Source organism: Deinococcus sp. JMULE3 (genome assembly GCF_013337115.1).
Lineage (GTDB): Bacteria > Deinococcota > Deinococci > Deinococcales > Deinococcaceae > Deinococcus.
In genome coordinates this window covers 2,177,501-2,194,666 of the sequence record NZ_SGWE01000004.1, presented here as the reverse complement: position 1 = coordinate 2,194,666, position 17,166 = coordinate 2,177,501, and the positions used below count along the sequence as shown (strand labels likewise).

Sequence of the window (17,166 nt, the reverse complement as noted above, 5' to 3'; positions counted from 1 at the left end):
CGGTCAGGCCTGCCAGTCGGCACGGTAATGCCGCGCGAAGTCGTCGATGGTGTACCCGGCGCGGCCGATCAGGCCCGGCAGGTCATCCGTGACGGGCGCCGTGACGTCCGCGCGGATCGGCGGGTAGATCGAGGCGATGGCGCGCGCCTCCTCCTCGTCACTCTCGCCGGTGGACACCAGGAACTCCACGAACCCGTCGTCGTCCACCGGGCGGTACGTGACCTCATGGCCCAGCGCGCGGCTCAGCGCGGCCGCCACCTCGTGCCGGTCCAGGGAGGCCGGACCGGTCAGCGGATACACGCGCCCCGCATGCCCCTCCCCCGAGAGGACCGTCACGGCCGCCGCCGCGATGTCGCGCGTGTCGATGAAACTCGTGCGGTGCGTTCCAGCTGGTTCCGCGAACTCGTGACGGTCACGGACGCCGCGGCGGAACATCTGGTTGTAGTTCTGCATGAACCAGTTCGGCTGCAGGATCGTCCACTCCAGGCCACTGGCGCGCACGGCGGCCTCGGCGTCGCCCAGCAGGTTGCCGCCGCCCTGCACCCCGAAGCCGCTCTGGAGGACCACGCGCGCCACACCCTCGTCCCGCAGGGTGCGCAGCGTGGCCCGCACGTCCGCCGCCTCCAGCGTCTCCGGGACGATCAGGTACGCGGCCGTGACGCCCCGCGCGGCGGCCCGCACGCTGTCCTGATCAGTCAGGTCCAGGGTGACCACCTCGGCGTCCGGCCAGCGCGCCGGGTCCGGGTGACGGCTCCCGGCCCGGACCGGCAGTCCGGCACCGAGCAGCTGAGGCACGAGTTCACGGCCCACGTTTCCGGTCGCGGCAGTCACGAGAATCATGCCCCGACGGTACGGCCCACCCGGCGCCACGTACGTAACATGCCGCAACATCACCCGTCACCGTTAACGGCCAGTGAACGCCCGGTCCTGTACACCATGACCATGACCCGTTCCCTTCCGGCCCGACTGGGCCTGACCCCCTACGGTCTGCACTGCATGAACGTCAGCCTGCGCAAACGCTGGTGGCAACCCACCCTGACCCTGGGCCTGATCACCCTGGGCCTGCTGGCCGCGCAGACACACCTACGACCGGCGCTGCTGCTGACCGTGCTGGCCGCCGCCCTGCACGCCACATGGATCGCGCTTTACTCCGCGTACCGGCACCGGCACGACCTGCCCCTGCACACCCCCGACTTCCAGTCCCACCCCGGTGCGGCGGCCCGCTGATACGGACTCCGGTTGAAAGGTGTGCACCAACTTTCAACCCGAGCGGACGCGAGTTAGGAGAAAAACGGGTTCCGGGCGTGGAGTTGGCAACCCGGTGCGGTTCCGGGTTGTCAATGAAACAGACGGAATCCGTATGACGCAGGGGCGTCCGGTACACTGCTCCGGCATGCGAAACGTCCTTCTGTTTCCCCTGTTCACCCTGCTCGTCGGCTGCGCGCCGGGCGCCACGATCACCTCCGCCGGACCCAATATCGATCATGTCCGTGCAGGGCAGCAGTGGACCATCGAGTACACCCTGAATGGTCAGAATGAGCGGGGGACGTTTACCGTCACAGGAGATCCCCGTCCCCTGACCTGCGGTAGCCCCTGTGAGAACATCGAGTCCATCGCATACATGGAGGCCAAAGTTCTGGAAGAGTCCAGCGGCCAGGTCACGCTCTGGACCATGAAGTCCGGTGAGCGCTCTGCCACTTTCTCTACTCCTCATCTGGGGCGCTTCGCTGAGGTGAACTGCTTCGTCACCCTGGGAACCAAGGAGGACACGTTCAAGGCCAGCATCACGCCGAATGGTGCCACCAAATCCGAGCCGGGCTCCTGCCGTGTCCTGAGCGTCTGGTAACCGGCCCGCAAGAGAAGACCCCCGTCAGGGTGGCGGGGGTCTTCTCTGTTGCCTTCTGCCTGCGTTACAGCGAGATCAGGAAGGGGTCTTCCAGCGACTCGCAGATGAAGCGCACGAAGCGGGCGGCGTCGGCACCGTCGATCAGGCGGTGGTCGTAGGTGAGGCTGATGGGGAGCATGTTGCGGGGTTCGAACTCGCCTTTCTCCTTGTTCCAGACGGGTTCCATGCCGCCGCGGCTGACGCCGAGGATGGCGACTTCGGGGCTGTTCACGATGGGCGTGAAGGCGTGCCCGCCGATCCCGCCGAGGTTGCTGATGGTGAAGGTGGCGCCCTGCATCTCGTCGGGTTTCAGTTTGCGGTCGCGGGCTTTCCCGGCCAGTTCGCTCAGTTCGAGGACGAGGTCGGTGATGCTCTTGCGGTCGGCATCCTTGACGACGGGCACGAGCAGGCCGACGGGCGTGTCCACGGCGACGCCGATGTTCACGAAGTCCTTGTAGATGACCTGCTGGGCGTCCAGGTCGAGGCTCGCGCCGAACTTGGGGAATTTACGCAGGGCGTTCGCGACGACCTTCATGAGGATGTGGGTCATGGTGAGCTTGCCGCCCGCCTTCTCCACGCGCGCGCCGAAGCGTTTGCGGACCTCTTCCATCACGGTCACGTCGGCCTTGTCGAAGTGCGTGACCATGGGGATGGCGGTGCTGGCGGTCATGCTGCGGACGGTGGCCTTGCGGATGCCGCTCATGTCCTCGCGGGTGACGTTGCCCCACTTGGTGAAGTCGGGGAGCGGCGCGGCGGCCACCGCAGGTGCGGCGGCGGGGGCGCTGGTGGCCGGGGCGGCGGCGGGCGCGGTGACGGTGGGGGTACCGCCGGTGCGGCGGACGTCCTCCTCGCTGATGCGGCCCGCGATGCCGGTGCCGTGCACGGCGTGGATGTCCACGCCGAGTTCCCGCGCGAGGCGGCGGACGCTGGGCGCGGCGGGCACGACGGTGCGGCCGTCGAAGGTCTGGGGGTTCTGGGTGCCCTGCGCTTTGGGGAACTGCGCGGCGGGCTGCTCGCCGCCACTGATGTTCACTTTCACGACGCTGGGGGCGCTCGCCGGTGCGGCCGTAGGTGCCGGGGCAGCCGGGGCGGGCGCGCTGGCCGGTGCGGCGGGGGCGCTCGCGCCGCCCAGGGTGGCGATCACGCCGCCCACCTTCACGGTGTCCCCGACCTTCACGTTCACGCCGGTCACGGTGCCGCCCGCGTTGGCGGGAACCTCCACGACGGCCTTGTCCGTCTCGATCTCGATGACCGGCTGGCCCTCGCTGACCGTGTCGCCTTCCTTCACGAGGACGCTGACGACAGTGCCCTGCTCGATGTTGTCGCCCACGTCCGGCAGGGTGATCTGCCCACCTGCGCTGGCAGACGCGGCAGCCGGGGCGGCAGGTTGGGCGGCCTGCGCTTTCTGCGCGGCCTGCTGCTCGGCGGCCACCGCCTTGCTGCTCGCCGTGTCCGTCTCGTCCACGGGGGCACTCGCGGCCGGGGTCGCCGGGGCGCCGCCGCTCAGGGTGGCGATCACGCCGCCGACCTTCACGGTGTCGCCCACGGTCACGTTCACGGCCTCGACCGTTCCGGCGGCCTCGGCGGGCACCTCGATGACGGCCTTGTCGGTCTCGATCTCGATGATCGGCTGGCCCGCGGTCACGCTGTCCCCGGCCTTCACGAGCACCGTCACGACCGTGCCCTGCTCAATGTTGTCGCCCACGTCGGGCAGTTTCAGTTCAGTCGCCATGATTGGTTCTCCTTCGGAGAGATGGTGATAGTCCAAGGTTGAAAGTTGATGGAGGAGCGCTGCGCTCTATCAACCATCAACTTTCAACCTTTAACGCAGCACAGGCGCGTCGCGTTCGGTGTCGATGCCGAGGTCGGCGATGGCCTGGGCGACGACTTCACCCTTGATCTTGCCGTCGCGCTGGAGGGCGTACAGGGTGGCGAGGACGACGTGTTTGGCGTCCACCTCGAAGAAGTCGCGCAGTTCCTTGCGCGCCTCGCTGCGGCCGAAGCCGTCGGTGCCGAGCGTCCAGAGTTTGCGGTCGAGGTGGCCGTTCAGGCCGTCCGCGCCGAGCTTGATGTAGTCGCTGACACTGATCAGCACGCCGGGGGCGTTCTCGCGGCTCAGCTGCTGCGCGACGTACGGCACGCGGGGTTCCTCGGTGGGGTGGAGCATGTTGTGGCGCTGGGCGAGCAGGGCGTCCTGGTGGAGTTCCTTGTAGCTCGTGACCGACCACAGGTCGGCGGCCACGCCGTACTTCTCCAGCATGGTCACGGCTTCCTGCGCGGCGCCCATGGCGGGGCCACCGGCGAGGATCTGCGCCTGGAGCTTGGGTTTCTTCAGGGCGCTACGCTGCAGGCGGTAGAGGCCGCGGACGATGCCGTCGCGGATCTCCTCGTGGCTGCGGTCGCTGGGCATGGCGGGCTGGACTTCGTTCTCGTTGTCGATGGTGACGTAGTAGAACTCGTCGATGCCGTCCACGTACATGCGCTGGATGCCGCTCTCGATGATCACGGCCAGTTCGTACGCGAAGGCCGGGTCGTACGTCTTGAGGTTCGGGACGACGTACGCCTGGAGGTGGCTGTTGCCGTCCTGGTGCTGGAGGCCCTCGCCGGCCAGGGTGGTGCGGCCGGCGGTCGCGCCGAGGATGAAGCCACGGGCGCGCTGGTCGGCGGCGGCCCACACGAGGTCACCGACGCGCTGCATGCCGAACATGGAGTACAGCACGAAGAACGGGATGGTGGGCACGCCGTGGTTGGCGTACGCGGTGCCCGCCGCGATCCAGGAGGCCATGGCGCCGTCCTCGGTGATGCCCTCTTCGAGCATCTGGCCGTCCACGCTTTCCTTGTAGGCCATCAGGGAGCCGCTGTCGACCGGGGTGTACGTCTGGCCGCGCGGGCTGTAGATGCCGATGCGGGGCACCAGGGCGTCCATGCCGAAGGTGCGGGCCTCGTCGGGCACGATGGGCACGACGAGCTTGCCGATTTCCTTGTCGCGCAGGAGTTTGCTGATGATCTGCACGGCGGCCATGGTGGTGCTCACCTGGCGGTCGCCGCTGCCCTTGGCGAACTCCTCGTAGAACTCGCCGTTCGGGATGGTGGGGTGCGGATACTCGACCTTGCGGGCGGGAATCGGCCCGCCGAGCGCGGCGCGGCGTTCCAGGGCGTACTTCACCTCGGGGCTGTCGGGGCCGGGGTGGTAGTACTCGAGGTGCTCGACCTGCTCGTCGGTCAGGGGGAGTTCCAGCGTGTCGCGCAGGTCCTTGAGGGTGTGGAAGTCGAGTTTCTTCACCTGGTGGGCGACGTTGCGGGCCTGGGCGCTCTCGCCGAGGCCGTAGCCCTTGATGGTGCGCGGGATGATGATGGTGGGGCTGCCCTTGTGCTGCACGGCGGACGCGTACGCGGCGTAGATCTTGTGGATGTCGTGCCCGCCGCGGTTCAGGAGTTCCAGTTCGGCGTCACTCCAGCCGTCGATCAGGGCCTTGAGTTCCGGGGTGTTGAAGAACTTCTCGCGCAGCTCCTTGCCGCCGAACGCCGCGTAGCGCTGCGATTCGCCGTCCACGAGCAGCTCGAAGCGTTTGACGATCGCGCCGTTGTAGTCCTTCTGGAGCAGTTCGTCCCACTTGCTGTCCCAGATGACCTTGATGACGTTCCAGCCCGCGCCGCGGAACAGCGCCTCGAACTCCTGAATGACCTTGCTGTTCGCGCGCACCGGCCCGTCGAGGCGCTGGAGGTTCGCGTTCAGCACGAAGATCAGGTTGTCGAGGTTCTCGTACGCCGCGAAACGGATCGCGCCGATGCTCTGCGGCTCGTCCATCTCGCCGTCCCCCAGGAACGCCCAGACCTTAGCGTCCCCCTTGGGTTTCAGGCTGCGGTTTTCCAGGTACTTGATGAAACGCGCCTGATAGATCGCCTGGATGGGGCCCAGGCCCATGCTGACGGTCGGGAACTCCCAGTAGTCGGGCATCAGCCAGGGGTGCGGGTAGCTTGAGAGGCCCGCGCCGTCGGGCTGCAGTTCGCGGCGGAAGCGGTTCATGCGGGCCTCGTCGAAACGGCCCTCCAGGAAAGAGCGGGCGTACACGCCGGGGCTGGCGTGGCCCTGGTAGAAGATCAGGTCGCGGTCCTGCCCGGCGCCGTGGCCGCGGAAGAAGTGGTTGAAGCCCACCTCCAGCAGTTCGGCGGCGCTGGCGTAGGTTGAGAGGTGCCCGCCGATCCCGTCGCTGTTCTTGTTGGCCTTGATGACCATCGCGACGGCGTTCCAGCGGATGATGTTGCGGATGCGGCGTTCGATCTCGGGGTCGCCGGGGTACTCGGGCTGCGCCTCGACGTCGATGGTGTTGATGTAGGGGGTGTTCTGCTTGAACGTGATCGGCGCGCCGTGGAAGTACGCGTAGTGATCGAGTTCCTCCAGCAGTTCCGCCGCGCGGTTGTCCCCGGCGTCGGCGAACACGTACGCCAGGGAGTCCAGCCACTCCTGCGTCTCGACCGCGTTGAGCTGCTGGCGTTCCTGCGCGTTCATCCCGGCGCGCGCGGGCCGGTTCGGCGGTGCCGACTTCTGGGGAGACTGCGTCATGCTGCCCAGCATAGGCCCCGCCAGTCCCACACTTCCAACAGGGAATTCTCATGCGATTCACCACTGACACTGGTGGGTGGCGGGCGCTACGCTGTCCCTGATGTCGGTCGAACTGCGTCACCTGCGGCACTTCGTGGCCCTGGCCGAGGAGGAACACTTCGGGCGGGCCGCCGAACGCGTGTTCGTCGTCCAGCAGGCCCTGAGCAACTCCATCCGCAACCTGGAAGAGGAGGTCGGGGTGCCCCTGGTGCTGCGCACCACCCGCCGCGTGCAGCTGACCCCCGCCGGGCAGGAATTCCTGATCGGCGCGCGCGAGACCCTCGCCCTGGCCGGGCAGACCGTCGAACGCGCCCGCCGCGCCGCCCGGGGCGAGGTGGGCCGCCTGAGCGTGGGCTTCGTCAGCGGCCTCGCCTTCGGCGGGCTGCCGGAGATCGTGCGGCGCTTCCGGGAGCTGTACCCGAACGTCAGCGTGGACCTGCGCGAACTCACCGCGCAGGAACAGGAGGCCGCGCTGCGCGGCGGGCAGGTCGGCATCGGCCTGATGCTGCTGCCCGTGCGCGACCCCACCCTCGACTCCCGCGCCCTCTGGCGCCAACCCCTGGTCGCCGCGCTGCCCGCCGCGCACCCGCTGGCCCGCAAACGCCGACTGAAGATCAGCGACCTGCGCGCCGAACCGTTCGTGTTCTTCCCCCGGCAGATCCGCGCCACGTACTTCGATCAGGTCATGCGCTGGTGCTCCACAGCCGGATTCACGCCCCACGTCGTGCAGGAAGCCATCGAGGTCCCCACCCTGCTGTCCCTCGTCGCGGCGGGCGTCGGCGTGTTCCTGCCCATCGAATTCTTCAGCCGCCTGTCCCTGCCCGGCGTCGCCTACCGCCCCGTCGAGGACGCCCCCACCGTGGACATCGTCGCCGTGTGGCGCCGCGGCGACGGCAAGAACCCCGTCATCCGCGCGTTCCTGACCGTTGCGGAGGAGGTGCTGAAAGAAGGGAGTGGGAAGTAGGGAGTGGGCAGTGGGCTCGGGCGGGGTGAGCGATCAGGCCGCGTGACCGCGTTGACCGTCACCCCTGCTGCGGCTTCCCGGTGTCCGGCATGCCGCGCAGGACACCCAGGATCAGCAGCGTGCCCGCGACGGACAGCAGTGCGCCCAGGGTGAAGGCCGCGCCGGGGAAGTCGTGCGTGACGCCGAACGCGTACACGCTGGTCGCCACGACGGGACCCACGACCGCCACGAGGCTGTTCAGGCTGGTGATCGCGCCCTGCACGCGGCCCTGCTCGGATTCGCTCACCTGACGGGAGATCAGGCCCTGCAACGCCGGGTTCGCGAGGCCACCCAGCGCGCCCACGACCAGTGAGGCGTACAGCAGCGCGCCGCTGCGGGCGACGCTGAGCACCGTGAATTCCAGGATGCTGCTGATCAGGCCGGTCATGATGGTGCGCCGCTCGCCGAAGCGCGCGATGAACGGTCCGATCAGGCCGCCCTGCACGGCGGCGGTCAGCAGGCCGAAGAACGCCAGCGCCACGCCGTTCTGCCCTGGCGTCCAGCGGAGCACGCCCTCGGTGTACAGCACCCACGTGCTGAAGATCACCTGCCCCGCGAGGCCCAGCAGCACGAACGTCAGCGTCAGGGACCGCAGGATCGGGTACTCGCCCAGCGCCCTCAGCGGCAGCAGCGGATTCAGGTCCGCGCGGCGCAGGCCCCGCGCGCGGCTGCTCTCGGGCAGCGACTCGGGCAGCACGAACAGCCCGTACAGGACGTTCAGGCCCGTCAGGGCCGCCGCCACCATGAACGGCACGCGCAGCCCGTACTCGCCCAGCAGGCCGCCCAGCGCCGGGCCCAGGATGAACCCAACCCCGAACGTCGCGCCCAGCAGCCCGAAGTTCTTCGCGCGGTCCTCGGGGGGCGACACGTCCGCGATGTACGCGTTCGCGACCGTCAGGCTCGCCCCGGTGATGCCCGCCAGGATGCGGCCAACGAACAGCCACGCCAGATTCGGCGCGAACGCCAGCAGCAGGTAATCCAGCGCCATGCCGCTCAGCGCGAACAGCAGCACCGGCCGCCGCCCGAAGCGGTCACTCAGCACTCCCAGGATCGGCGCGAAGATGAACTGCATCACCGCGTACGCCGCCGTCAGCAGCCCGATCGTCCGCGCGCCCGCCACCTCCGACCCCGCCAGTTCCTTCACCAGTCCCGGCAGCACCGGAATGATCAGTCCGATCCCGATGATGTCGATCAGGGCGGTCAGCAGAATGAAGATCAGGGCAGCAGGGCGGGCGCGCATGACGGGCAGTGTACGGCGCGCACGTCAAGGTTCCCTTCAGCCATCTCGCTTACCATCCACTTACGTCCGGGGCGTAAAATAGGGAGATTCGTTCGGGCTGCGCCCGCATCCTGCCCTCTCCCCCACCCCCCGGAGGTTTCATGCTCAAGGTCCAGTCCAGTTACACGCCCGCCGGTGATCAGCCCACCGCCATCCGCTCGCTGGTGGACGGCCTGGACTCCGGCCTGCGCTTCCAGACGCTGCTCGGCGCGACCGGCACCGGCAAGACGTACTCCGTTGCGAAAGTCATCGAGGAAACCCAGCGTCCGGCGCTGATCATGGCGCCCAACAAGATCCTGACCGCTCAGCTGGCATCCGAGTTCCGGGAGTTCTTCCCGGACGCGGCGGTGGAGTTCTTCATCAGTTACTACGACTACTACCAGCCCGAGGCGTACGTGCCGGGGAAGGACCTGTTCATCGAGAAGGACGCCAGCGTGAACCAGGAGATCGAGCGGCTGCGGCACAGCACCACCCGCAGTTTGCTGACGCGCCGGGACACGATCGTGGTCGCCAGCGTCAGCTGTATCTATGGCCTGGGTGACCCGAAGGAGTACACGGCGCTGAACGCGATCCTGAAGAAGGGTGGGCAGATGCCGCGCGACGAGCTGCTGGGGCGGCTGGTGAACATGCAGTACGAGCGCAACGACGTGGAACTCATGCCGGGCCGCTTCGGGGTGAAGGGCGAGGTGGTGACGGTGTGGCCCGCGTACGACGAGCAGCCGCTGCGGGTGGAACTGTGGGGCGACGACGTGGAGCGCATCAGCGTGGTGCATCCGCTGACCGGGGACCGGCTGGCGGATCTGGACGCGACCGTCATCTACCCCGCCAAGCATTACGTGAGCAGCGCGGGGAACATCGAGCGGGCCATCGTGACCATTCAGCAGGAGCTGGACGAGCGGCTGGAGTACTTCAAGTCCACCGGGAAGCTGCTGGAGGCGCAGCGGCTGAAGGAACGCACCCTGTACGACCTGGAGATGCTCAAGGTCCTAGGGTACTGCTCGGGTATCGAGAACTACTCGCGGCACATCGACGGGCGCGCGGCGGGCCACACGCCGTACACGATGCTGGATTACTTCCCGGACGACTTCGTGACGTTCATCGACGAGTCGCACGTGACGGTTCCGCAGATCGGCGGGATGGCGAACGGCGACCGGGCCAGAAAGCAGACGCTGGTGGACTACGGCTTCCGCCTGCCGTCCGCGATGGACAACCGCCCGCTGAACTTCGACGAGTTCATGAGCAAGACCGGGCAACTGGTGTTCGTGTCCGCCACGCCCGGCCCGTACGAACGGGAGCACAGCGACAGCGTGGCCGACCAGATCATCCGCCCGACCGGCCTGATCGACCCGCCGGTGGGCATCCGGCCCATCCAGGGGCAGATCGAGGACCTGCTGGGCCGCGTCCGCGAGCGCAGCGCGAAGGGCGAACGCACCCTCGTCACGACCCTCACGAAGCGGATGTCCGAGGACCTCACCGAGTACCTGCTGGAGAAGGGCGTCAAGGCGCGCTACATGCACAGCGACATCGACAGCGTGGAGCGTCAGGTGATCATCCGCGACCTGCGGCTGGGCCACTACGACGTGCTGGTCGGCATCAACCTGCTGCGCGAGGGCCTCGACCTGCCGGAAGTGTCGCTGGTCGCCATCCTCGACGCGGACAAACCCGGCTTCCTGCGCAGCGAGCGCGCGCTGATCCAGACCATCGGCCGCGCCGCCCGCAACGTGAACGGCGAGGTCATCCTGTACGCCGACACCGTCACGCCCGCCATGCAGTTCGCCATGGACGAGACCAGCCGCCGCCGCGAGAAACAGATGGCGTACAACGAAGCGCACGGCATCACCCCCACCACCGTCATCAAGGGCGTCCGCGACGTCATCCGCGGCGAGGAACAACCCGGCGAGATCAGCTCCGCCACCGTCGGCGACGACCGCGACGCCCTCTCCGCGCAGCTCACGGATCTGGAACTCGACATGTGGCAGGCGTCCGAGGACCTCGACTTCGAACGCGCCGCGTCCCTGCGCGACCAGATCCGCGCCATCGAGGCCAAGTTGCAGGGCAAGGAATTCCAGCAGGCCACCGTGCCCGGGCAGAAAGTGCGCCGCAAGGGCAGGCGCTGACCCACCACCATGAAGCAGCGGGCCACCCTCTGATCGGGGTGGCCCGCCGCCCATCCGGTTCAGCGTTTGAGGGTGAGGGTGCAGGTCCCGGCGTTCACGCCGGCCTTGCGCACGGCCTGGATGATCTCGTCGGTGGTGCGGGGCTCGCCGGTCGCGTCGTCGAGTTTGTCCATGTCGGCGTCCAGTTCCTCCAGGGTGCCGCTGAGGAGCACGCCGCGCACGCTGCTGCCCTCAATCATGCCCAGGCACAGGTGAATGTCGCTGTCGTTCATCATGCCGGTGCGGACGTCCGCCGCGAAGATCATGCGGTCCTCGGGCTTCCAGCTGAACGGGCCGTTGTCCGCGTCGAAGTCCCAGCCGTCGTCCCACTCGGGGGCCTGGCTGCTGAGTTTCAGGTCGCGGGTGATGCGTTCACCGGCGGCGGTGGTGCCGGTCATGACCCAGGTCTGGCCGGGGCGGACCAGGGCGTTGGCGGGGAGGGCTTTCGGGGCGCCGAAGGGCGTCACGGCGCGCGGGGCGGCGTTGCCGCTGCCCGCGTGGGCGAGGGGCGCGAGGGTCAGCAGGGCGGCCAGGACGAGGTGTCGTTTCATGACCCCGAGCCTAGCAACGCGCGCCCCGGCCCGCTGCCTCAGGTGACAGGCCAGGCCGGGGCGCGGGCCGCGCTTCAGTGCAGGGTGCGTTCGGGTTCGTCCGGTTCGGGTGTCTGCGTGGGCAGGATCAGGTTCGCGACGATGCCGACCAGCGCGGCGAGGGCCATGCCGTGCAGTTCGAGACTGGTGCCCACGACGCTGATGGGGAACGCGGCGCCGCCCAGGCCCAGCACGAGGATCAGGGACACGATGATGAGGTTGCGGCTGTGCGCGAAGTCGATCCGCGCTTCACTGAGGGTGCGGATGCCGACCGAGGCGATCATGCCGAACAGCAGGATGCTCACGCCGCCCAGCACGCCCTGCGGGAGGCTCTTGAGCACCGCGGCGAGTTTCGGGGAGCAGCCGAACAATACGGCGAACGCCGCACCGATCTGCAGGACGCGCGGGTCGTACACGCGGGTGAGGGCGAGGACGCCGGTGTTCTCGGCGTAGGTGGTGGCGGCGGGTCCGCCGAGCGCGGCGCTGCTCATGTTGGCGATGCCGTCGGCGAACAGGGTGCGGCTCAGGCCGGGTTTCTCCAGGAAGTTCTTTCCGACGACGCGGCCGTTCACGATGACGTCCCCGACGTGTTCGATGAACGTGACGACCGCGACGGGCGCGATGATCGCCACGGCCCGCCAGTCCAGGGCAGGCGCGTGGAAGTCCGGGAGGCCCAGCAGGGGGGCGGCGGCGATGGCGTTCAGGCCGTCCTGGGTGACCTGCCCGGTCAGGAGGGACACGACGTACCCGGTGACGACGCCGATCAGGATGGGAATCATGCGGAACAGACCCTTGCCGTAGATGCTGGCGATGACGGCGGCGGCCAGCGTGACGAGGGCCAGCCACCAGTTCGTCTTGGCTTGGTTCACGGCGACGCTGCTGAGGCCCAGGCCGATCACGATGATGACCGGGCCGGTCACGACGGGCGGGAACACCCGCAGAAGCCGGTCCGTGCCCAGGAGTTTCACGAGGCCGCTGAACAGCAGGTACATGGCCCCGGCGGCGATCAGGCCGCCCCCGGCGGCGGCCGGGCCGAATTCCTTGACGACCAGCGCGGTGGGCGCGATGAACGCGAACGAGCTGCCCAGGAAGATCGGCACCTGTCCGCGCGTGAGCAGGTGGAACAGCAGCGTGGCGACGCCCGCGCCGAACAGCGCGACGCTGGGGGACAGGCCCACCAGGATGGGGACCAGGACGGTCGCGCCGAACATGGCGATGGAGTGTTGCAGGCCCAGCACGATCTGGCGGGCGCTGGGGCGGGTGGGATTCAGGGTCACGGCGGGGACCTCCGGAGGGCATGGGTCGGCACCCGCACGCGTGGGCGGGTGGGGGCGGCGTTGCTCCGGGGGTTCAGGGTAGCGCACCGGCCGTGTGGCGGTCGGGCAACCGGTCAGGGCGTGGGGGCCAGCGTCAGGGTGCACTGGCCCAGGCGCAGTTCGCGCGCGGCGTCGGCCTGTTCCTGCGGTGTGCGGGTGACGTTCAGAACAGCCAGGGCGCGTTCCAGCGCGGCGGGCAGGTCGGTCAGGGGGCCGCTGGCGAGCACGCCGGTCGCGCCGGGCTGGCCCAGGGTGCTCAGGCGCAGCGCGCAGGCGAGGCCCAGGCCTCCCTCGCGGGCGTCTTTGAGGTCCAGGGCGATCAGCGTGTCGGCCTGCGCGTCCAGCAGCAGGCTGCCCCGGTCGGCGCGGTACGTGCCGGGGGTGGGTTGCGTGGCGTTCAGGCGCAGGGTGGTGCTCAGCGCCTCGCCGTCGAAGGTGGTGGCGCGCAGGGTCCAGGTCTGCCCGGACTGCACAGGCTGGGGGGCAGGTGCGGCGAGGGCGGCCCCCAGCAACAGGGGCGCGCCGAGAAGCAGAGGCAGCAGGAGCGTGGGGCGCATGCCGTTCAGCTTAGAGGCGCGGTAGGCTGGGGTGCATGAACGCGAAAGGTGACCTGATCGCGCGCGCCCTGAGCCTGGGCCTGGGCGCGCCGGAGTTCGAGGTGTCGTCCGATGGTCCGCCCCACCAGCGGACGTTCCACGTGACGGTGCGGATTGGCGGCGAGCCGCTGGGCGAGGGCGGGTCGGGCCGCAGCCGCAAGGACGCCGAGCGGGCGGCGGCGGATTCGGCGCTGCGCGTGCTGGACGGCGAGCCGATGGCGGACACCGAGGAGGTCCACGACGAGGCCCCTGCGGGGCGCTGGCCGATCTACGCGGGGGTGCTGGAGGCCGCGCTGGAGACGGCCGCGGAGTTCGCGGACGAGGACGCCTCGCTGGACGACGTGCGCCGCGACGCGGGCCGCCTGTACCGCGAGCTGCTGCTGGACCTGGGGCACGGGCCGGAACCCCTGTGAGGGTGCCCCTGTGAGCGGCACATGGCCGTGGCGGCCCGCCGGGGTGCTGTTCGACATGGACGGCGTCCTGACCGCGAACAACGCCTTTCACCGGCAGGCGTGGCAGGAGGTGGCCCTGGAGGTGCTGGGCCTGACCCTCTCGCCAGCTGACCTGGATCACAAGGTGGACGGGGGCCGCAACCCGGAGATCATCGAACGCCTGACCGGTTCTTACCCGGACGAGGCGCTGGCCGCCCGCTTTCACGACGCGAAGGAGGGCCGCTACCGGGCGCTGGCGGCGGGCGCACTGCGCGAGGTGGCGGGCCTGAGCGCGTACCTGGACGCGCTGGATGCGCGCGGAATTCCGTTCGCGCTGGTCACGAGTGCCGACGCGGTGAACGTGGCGTTCGGCATGGAGCAGCTGGGTTTCGGGCCGCGCTTCGTGACGCGGGTGCTGGGCGAGGACGTCACGCGCGGCAAACCTCACCCGGAGCCGTTCCTGCTGGGCGCGCAGCGGCTGGGCCTGAACGCTGCGGACTGCCTGGCGCACGAGGACGCTGTGAACGGCGTGCGCAGCGCATCGGGGGCGGGCTGCCGGGTGGTGGCCCTGACGACCACCGCGCCGGAATCGGCGCTGCTGGCGGCGGGCGCGGCGCTGGCCGCGGCGGACTTCACGTCCTGGCCCGACTGGCTGGCGTGAAGGGCGCTCAGGCCGAGGACCGCGCCGCCGAGTTCCTGCGCGGGCTGGGGCGCGAGGTCCTGGCCCGTAACTACCGCATTCCCGGCGGGGAGATCGACGTGGTGTCCCGCGAGCCGGGCGGGACGCTGGTGTTCACGGAGGTCCGGCAGCGCCGCTCGGCGCGTTTCGGCAGCGCGGCGGAGTCGGTCACGCCGCGCAAGCTGGCGCTGATGCAGCGCGCCGCGCTGACCTACCTGACGCGCGAACTGGGCCGCGACGACCTGCCGTGCCGCCTGGAGGTGCTGACCATCGACGGCAGCGCCGCCGGGGGCACGCTGAGCCTGCACGCGGTCGAGTGACCGGCCCGCGCTAGAATCCGCGGCATGCGCAGTGATTACCTGTCGGCCGCCCGCGCCCTGCAGCTGGGGCGGGAGAGTGCCGTGGAGGGCGATCAGGCGCGGGCGCTGCGCCTGTACCGCGAGGCGCTGGACCTCCTGAGCGTCCTGCCGCCCGAGCGGACGCGGGACGTGCTGCTGGCGCACACGCACCTGGCGTTCTTCCAGACGCTGGAACTGCTGGGCGGCCCGGACGGGCAGCGGCACCTGCAGCTGGGTGTCAGTTACGCGCGCAGCACGCGTGATCCGCTGGCCCGCGCGATTGCCGAGGAGTGCCTGAGCGGCCTGGACGTCGTGCTGTAAGGGTGCCGGGCTGTAACTGGAACAGGCGAAGGCCCCGGCAGTGCGTCTGCCGGGGCCTTTCTGTGTCCTGCGCTTACTGGCCGGGGAGGTTCAGGGTGGCGGTGGTCTTGCCGGTCTTCTTGTCGTGCGTGCAGGCCATGGGCAGCTGACCCAGGGTGTTCACGCGCTCGCCGCTGTGCACGGCGATGGTGACGGGCGCGGTGAGGGTCCAGCCGCCGCCGTCGACGGTCTGGGTGGCCTTGATGATCTCGGCGGGTTCCGCCTCGATCCCTGCGTGCAGTTCATCCCCGGCTTTCAGGGGGCTGCTCTGCTCGACCAGCGTTTTCAGGGGAATGGCCTGACCCATGGCGCCGACGGTGAGTTCCTCGGTGTCGTGCGCGATTTCCTTGCAGGCCTCGATGAACTTGTACTTGCTGATGCCGTTCGCCTCGCGGTCGCTGTAGATGGGGTTGGCGCGGACGGCGGTGGCGGTCACGAAGCCCAGGAGGGCCACGGTCAGGATGATGGCAACCCACAGCAGCGCGCGGCCAGCGCCTCCGTGGCTGGTGGATGTGGTGTGCTTGCTCATGTCACCGCCCAGCATAGCGTCCCGCGTCCCTCGCCGGGGGCAGGCGCGGGCACAGTGTGATGACCGGGGTGGTTACCGGGCGGGGAACCGCCGCACAGGCGCGGGTCAGTTCCAGTCGTTGAACCAGTCGTCGATGTGCGCCTGCACGCCCCCGCGGTCGCTGCGGGCCAGCGCGGCGCTGACGGTCTCGCCCGTCACGGGGTGCGGCAGGTGCGGGTGCAGGTCGCACAGGGGCGCCAGCACGAACGCGCGGTCCCAGGCGCGCGGGTGCGGCAGGTGCAGGGCGGGGTCGTCGCTGATCAGGCTGCCGTGCAGGATCAGGTCGAGGTCCAGGGTGCGGGCCTCCCAGCGTTCGGTGCGGGTGCGTCCGGCGCGGGCCTCGATGTCGTGCAGGCCCGCCAGGAGGTCGTGGGCGCCCAGGGGGGTGTGCAGGCAGAGGGCGGCGTTCAGGTAGTCGGGCTGCCCGGCGGGCCCGCCGACGGGCGCGGTGCGGTACAGCCGGGACAGGGCCTTCACGGTTCCCAGGGTGCGCAGTTCGGTCACGGCCCAGCGCAGGGTGGTCAGGGGGTCGCCCAGGTTGGCGCCCAGCGCGATGAACGCGGCGGTCTGCGGGGCGCTCACAGGTCCTCGCGGCGCAGGGTCAGTTCGGCGTACACGTCGCGGAACACGCCGGGCAGCGGCGCGAAGGGCTTGTGGACGCGCACGGTCAGGTGCGTCAGCCTGGGCTGGTCGCGCAGGACGCGCCGCGCGATGCGGTCGGCGAGCACCTCGATCAGCTGGTGGCGGGGCACGGTGACCTCCTGCTGGATGGCGGCGTACACGGCCGCGTAGTTCACGGCCTCGTTCAGGTCGTCTTTCAGGCCCGCGAAGGGGTAGTGCAGTTCGGCGTCTACGATGAAGCGGGCGCCCAGGACGGCCTCGGTGTCGAACACGCCGTGCCGGGCGTGGAATTCCAGGCCCTGCAGCACGACGCGACTGTGCGGGGAGGTCGGGGTGGTCATCCCCCGAGTGTAGTTCGTGCGGGTCAGGCGGGGTTCAGGGCCGCCTGGACCCGCAGCGCCTGGACGTGCGCGGCGGCGGCGTGAGCGCGCACGATGGCCGCGCCGTGCCGGGCGGCGTGCAGGTGCAGCGCGAGGCTGCCCGGGTCACGGTCGGCCGCGACTGGAACGTCCGCGATGAAGTCGATCAGGCGCTTGCGACTCGCGCCGATCAGCACCGGGTGCGGCCCTTCTGACAACTCCGGCAGGGCGCGCAGCAGCGCGAGGTTGTGTTCCAGCGTCTTCCCGAACCCGATGCCGGGGTCGAGGATCACGTCCGGCACCCCGGAGGCCAGGGCCTCGCGCGCCTGGGCGTGCAGGTACCCGTGTACCTCTTGCACCACGTCGGCGTAGTGCGGGTCGC

19 protein-coding genes (1 of these 19 running past the window's edge) are annotated in these 17,166 nt (G+C 69.5%); 8 read left to right on the top strand and 11 right to left on the bottom strand.

Going from position 1 to position 17,166, the window contains the following annotated elements; all coding sequences use genetic code 11:
* Nucleotides 1–3: 3 nt before the first annotated feature.
* A complete protein-coding gene (locus tag EXW95_RS13510; RefSeq protein ID WP_174367879.1) occupies nucleotides 4–840 on the bottom strand; it encodes an NAD(P)H-binding protein in 837 nt (278 codons plus the stop codon).
* Nucleotides 841–942: 102 nt separating this feature from the next.
* On the opposite strand from EXW95_RS13510, the gene EXW95_RS13505 reads away from it, so the two are divergent.
* The gene (locus EXW95_RS13505) at nucleotides 943–1,227 is read left to right on the top strand and encodes a hypothetical protein (protein WP_174367878.1); all 285 of its coding nucleotides are present in this window, start codon (nucleotides 943–945) and stop codon (nucleotides 1,225–1,227) included.
* A gap of 166 nt (nucleotides 1,228–1,393) precedes the next feature.
* A complete protein-coding gene (locus EXW95_RS13500) occupies nucleotides 1,394–1,846 on the top strand; it encodes a hypothetical protein (protein ID WP_174367877.1) in 453 nt (150 codons plus the stop codon).
* Nucleotides 1,847–1,910: 64 nt separating this feature from the next.
* On the opposite strand, the gene aceF is transcribed toward EXW95_RS13500, so the two are convergent.
* Nucleotides 1,911–3,617, bottom strand: coding sequence for a dihydrolipoyllysine-residue acetyltransferase (aceF, locus tag EXW95_RS13495; RefSeq protein WP_174367876.1), 1,707 nt, complete (start codon nucleotides 3,615–3,617; stop codon nucleotides 1,911–1,913).
* Nucleotides 3,618–3,707: 90 nt separating this feature from the next.
* Nucleotides 3,708–6,395 carry a pyruvate dehydrogenase (acetyl-transferring), homodimeric type gene (gene aceE, locus EXW95_RS13490; protein WP_174368984.1) on the bottom strand — a complete coding sequence of 896 codons (2,688 nt, stop codon included), beginning with the start codon at nucleotides 6,393–6,395 and terminating at the stop codon, nucleotides 3,708–3,710.
* Between the two features lie 154 nt (nucleotides 6,396–6,549).
* Here aceE and EXW95_RS13485 point away from each other — a divergent pair, with 154 nt between their 5' ends.
* A complete protein-coding gene (locus EXW95_RS13485; RefSeq protein WP_174367875.1) occupies nucleotides 6,550–7,452 on the top strand; it encodes a LysR substrate-binding domain-containing protein in 903 nt (300 codons plus the stop codon).
* Nucleotides 7,453–7,510: 58 nt separating this feature from the next.
* On the opposite strand, the gene EXW95_RS13480 is transcribed toward EXW95_RS13485, so the two are convergent.
* Nucleotides 7,511–8,731 carry a TCR/Tet family MFS transporter gene (locus tag EXW95_RS13480; RefSeq protein WP_174367874.1) on the bottom strand — a complete coding sequence of 407 codons (1,221 nt, stop codon included), beginning with the start codon at nucleotides 8,729–8,731 and terminating at the stop codon, nucleotides 7,511–7,513.
* 140 nt (nucleotides 8,732–8,871) lie between these two features.
* Here EXW95_RS13480 and uvrB point away from each other — a divergent pair, with 140 nt between their 5' ends.
* Nucleotides 8,872–10,887: an excinuclease ABC subunit UvrB gene (gene uvrB / locus EXW95_RS13475; protein ID WP_174367873.1), complete on the top strand. Its 2,016-nt coding sequence runs from the start codon at nucleotides 8,872–8,874 to the stop codon at nucleotides 10,885–10,887.
* A gap of 59 nt (nucleotides 10,888–10,946) precedes the next feature.
* Here uvrB and EXW95_RS13470 read toward each other — a convergent pair whose 3' ends face one another.
* From EXW95_RS13470 to EXW95_RS13460, 3 genes are all read right to left on the bottom strand, one after another.
* Nucleotides 10,947–11,477, bottom strand: a complete 531-nt coding sequence (locus EXW95_RS13470) for a hypothetical protein (protein ID WP_174367872.1) — start codon at nucleotides 11,475–11,477, stop codon at nucleotides 10,947–10,949.
* 74 nt (nucleotides 11,478–11,551) lie between these two features.
* Nucleotides 11,552–12,793: a uracil-xanthine permease family protein gene (locus tag EXW95_RS13465; protein WP_174367871.1), complete on the bottom strand. Its 1,242-nt coding sequence runs from the start codon at nucleotides 12,791–12,793 to the stop codon at nucleotides 11,552–11,554.
* 113 nt (nucleotides 12,794–12,906) lie between these two features.
* Nucleotides 12,907–13,389, bottom strand: a complete 483-nt coding sequence (locus EXW95_RS13460; protein ID WP_174367870.1) for a hypothetical protein — start codon at nucleotides 13,387–13,389, stop codon at nucleotides 12,907–12,909.
* Between the two features lie 35 nt (nucleotides 13,390–13,424).
* On the opposite strand from EXW95_RS13460, the gene EXW95_RS13455 reads away from it, so the two are divergent.
* The 4 genes from EXW95_RS13455 to EXW95_RS13440 are packed head-to-tail and all read left to right on the top strand — an operon-like array spanning nucleotide 13,425 to nucleotide 15,197.
* On the top strand, nucleotides 13,425–13,841 hold the full coding sequence (locus EXW95_RS13455) for a putative dsRNA-binding protein (RefSeq protein ID WP_174367869.1): 417 nt from the start codon (nucleotides 13,425–13,427) through the stop codon (nucleotides 13,839–13,841).
* A gap of 10 nt (nucleotides 13,842–13,851) precedes the next feature.
* Nucleotides 13,852–14,520, top strand: a complete 669-nt coding sequence (locus EXW95_RS13450) for an HAD family hydrolase (protein ID WP_371810065.1) — start codon at nucleotides 13,852–13,854, stop codon at nucleotides 14,518–14,520.
* Nucleotides 14,517–14,858: a YraN family protein gene (locus EXW95_RS13445; RefSeq protein WP_174367868.1), complete on the top strand. Its 342-nt coding sequence runs from the start codon at nucleotides 14,517–14,519 to the stop codon at nucleotides 14,856–14,858. The genes EXW95_RS13450 and EXW95_RS13445 overlap by 4 nt, the downstream gene beginning before the upstream one ends.
* A 24-nt stretch (nucleotides 14,859–14,882) precedes the next feature.
* The gene (locus tag EXW95_RS13440; protein WP_046844117.1) at nucleotides 14,883–15,197 is read left to right on the top strand and encodes a hypothetical protein; all 315 of its coding nucleotides are present in this window, start codon (nucleotides 14,883–14,885) and stop codon (nucleotides 15,195–15,197) included.
* A gap of 73 nt (nucleotides 15,198–15,270) precedes the next feature.
* On the opposite strand, the gene EXW95_RS13435 is transcribed toward EXW95_RS13440, so the two are convergent.
* The 4 genes from EXW95_RS13435 to folP form a co-directional block, all read right to left on the bottom strand.
* A complete protein-coding gene (locus tag EXW95_RS13435; RefSeq protein ID WP_174367867.1) occupies nucleotides 15,271–15,765 on the bottom strand; it encodes a hypothetical protein in 495 nt (164 codons plus the stop codon).
* A gap of 105 nt (nucleotides 15,766–15,870) precedes the next feature.
* Complete coding sequence (gene folK, locus EXW95_RS13430; protein WP_174367866.1) at nucleotides 15,871–16,386, bottom strand: 2-amino-4-hydroxy-6-hydroxymethyldihydropteridine diphosphokinase; 516 nt, start codon at nucleotides 16,384–16,386, stop codon at nucleotides 15,871–15,873.
* Nucleotides 16,383–16,766, bottom strand: a complete 384-nt coding sequence (gene folB, locus EXW95_RS13425) for a dihydroneopterin aldolase (protein WP_174367865.1) — start codon at nucleotides 16,764–16,766, stop codon at nucleotides 16,383–16,385. Before folB ends, folK begins: the two co-directional genes overlap by 4 nt.
* Before the next feature lie 23 nt (nucleotides 16,767–16,789).
* A protein-coding gene (folP, locus tag EXW95_RS13420) for a dihydropteroate synthase (RefSeq protein ID WP_254605621.1) crosses the window boundary here: on the bottom strand, nucleotides 16,790–17,166 show its final stretch. Its footprint extends 484 nt past the window's final position; 377 of the gene's 861 nt are visible here — the last part of the coding sequence; its start codon lies beyond the right edge, outside the window; it ends in the stop codon at nucleotides 16,790–16,792.

Excerpts from the sequence above, each read along its gene's own strand:
- EXW95_RS13470 (WP_174367872.1), bottom strand. The coding sequence starts at position 11,477 with ATGAAACGACACCTCGTCCTGGCCGCCCTGCTGACCCTCGCGCCCCTC.
- EXW95_RS13435 (WP_174367867.1), bottom strand. The coding sequence starts at position 15,765 with ATGAGCAAGCACACCACATCCACCAGCCACGGAGGCGCTGGCCGCGCG.
- folB (WP_174367865.1), bottom strand. The coding sequence starts at position 16,766 with ATGACCACCCCGACCTCCCCGCACAGTCGCGTCGTGCTGCAGGGCCTG.
- EXW95_RS13500 (WP_174367877.1), top strand. The coding sequence starts at position 1,394 with ATGCGAAACGTCCTTCTGTTTCCCCTGTTCACCCTGCTCGTCGGCTGC.
- EXW95_RS13505 (WP_174367878.1), top strand. The coding sequence starts at position 943 with ATGACCCGTTCCCTTCCGGCCCGACTGGGCCTGACCCCCTACGGTCTG.
- EXW95_RS13460 (WP_174367870.1), bottom strand. The coding sequence starts at position 13,389 with ATGCGCCCCACGCTCCTGCTGCCTCTGCTTCTCGGCGCGCCCCTGTTG.
- uvrB (WP_174367873.1), top strand. The coding sequence starts at position 8,872 with ATGCTCAAGGTCCAGTCCAGTTACACGCCCGCCGGTGATCAGCCCACC.
- aceF (WP_174367876.1), bottom strand. The coding sequence starts at position 3,617 with ATGGCGACTGAACTGAAACTGCCCGACGTGGGCGACAACATTGAGCAG.
- EXW95_RS13485 (WP_174367875.1), top strand. The coding sequence starts at position 6,550 with ATGTCGGTCGAACTGCGTCACCTGCGGCACTTCGTGGCCCTGGCCGAG.
- EXW95_RS13455 (WP_174367869.1), top strand. The coding sequence starts at position 13,425 with ATGAACGCGAAAGGTGACCTGATCGCGCGCGCCCTGAGCCTGGGCCTG.
- EXW95_RS13510 (WP_174367879.1), bottom strand. The coding sequence starts at position 840 with ATGATTCTCGTGACTGCCGCGACCGGAAACGTGGGCCGTGAACTCGTG.
- EXW95_RS13480 (WP_174367874.1), bottom strand. The coding sequence starts at position 8,731 with ATGCGCGCCCGCCCTGCTGCCCTGATCTTCATTCTGCTGACCGCCCTG.
- EXW95_RS13440 (WP_046844117.1), top strand. The coding sequence starts at position 14,883 with ATGCGCAGTGATTACCTGTCGGCCGCCCGCGCCCTGCAGCTGGGGCGG.
- aceE (WP_174368984.1), bottom strand. The coding sequence starts at position 6,395 with ATGAACGCGCAGGAACGCCAGCAGCTCAACGCGGTCGAGACGCAGGAG.